This is a genomic window from Streptomyces sp. NPDC018263 (assembly GCF_055562575.1).
The window spans coordinates 1-1,193 of the sequence record NZ_JBVHFA010000021.1 but is presented as its reverse complement, the minus strand read 5'-3'; the positions used below and the strand labels follow the sequence as shown (position 1 = coordinate 1,193).

Below are 1,193 nucleotides of genomic sequence, written 5' to 3'. Positions count from 1 at the left end.
ACACAGTGGACGCGAGCAACTGAGGACAAGCCCTCGGCCTATTAGTACCAGTCAACTCCACCCGTTACCGGGCTTCCATATCTGGCCTATCAACCCAGTCGTCTACTGGGAGCCTTACCCTCTCAAGGAGGTGGGAATACTCATCTCGAAGCAGGCTTCCCGCTTAGATGCTTTCAGCGGTTATCCCTCCCGAACGTAGCCAACCAGCCATGCCCTTGGCAGGACAACTGGCACACCAGAGGTTCGTCCGTCCCGGTCCTCTCGTACTAGGGACAGCCCTTCTCAATATTCCTACGCGCACAGCGGATAGGGACCGAACTGTCTCACGACGTTCTAAACCCAGCTCGCGTACCGCTTTAATGGGCGAACAGCCCAACCCTTGGGACCGACTCCAGCCCCAGGATGCGACGAGCCGACATCGAGGTGCCAAACCATCCCGTCGATATGGACTCTTGGGGAAGATCAGCCTGTTATCCCCGGGGTACCTTTTATCCGTTGAGCGACGGCGCTTCCACAAGCCACCGCCGGATCACTAGTCCCGACTTTCGTCCCTGCTCGACCCGTCGGTCTCACAGTCAAGCTCCCTTGTGCACTTACACTCAACACCTGATTGCCAACCAGGCTGAGGGAACCTTTGGGCGCCTCCGTTACTCTTTAGGAGGCAACCGCCCCAGTTAAACTACCCATCAGACACTGTCCCTGATCCGGATCACGGACCCAGGTTAGACATCCAGCACGACCAGACTGGTATTTCAACGACGACTCCACACACACTGGCGTGCATGCTTCAAAGTCTCCCAGCTATCCTACACAAGCCGAACCGAACACCAATATCAAACTGTAGTAAAGGTCCCGGGGTCTTTCCGTCCTGCTGCGCGAAACGAGCATCTTTACTCGTAGTGCAATTTCACCGGGCCTATGGTTGAGACAGTCGAGAAGTCGTTACGCCATTCGTGCAGGTCGGAACTTACCCGACAAGGAATTTCGCTACCTTAGGATGGTTATAGTTACCACCGCCGTTTACTGGCGCTTAAGTTCTCAGCTTCGCCCTGTCGAAACAGGACTAACCGGTCCCCTTAACGTTCCAGCACCGGGCAGGCGTCAGTCCGTATACATCGCCTTACGGCTTCGCACGGACCTGTGTTTTTAGTAAACAGTCGCTTCTCGCTGGTCTCTGCGGCCACCCCCAGCTC

1 rRNA gene is annotated in these 1,193 nt (G+C 56.0%); it reads right to left on the bottom strand.

Annotated elements, in window-relative coordinates:
• Nucleotides 1–21 precede the first annotated feature (21 nt).
• Nucleotides 22–1,193, bottom strand: a 23S ribosomal RNA gene (locus ACZ3HQ_RS29570); the annotation flags it as partial.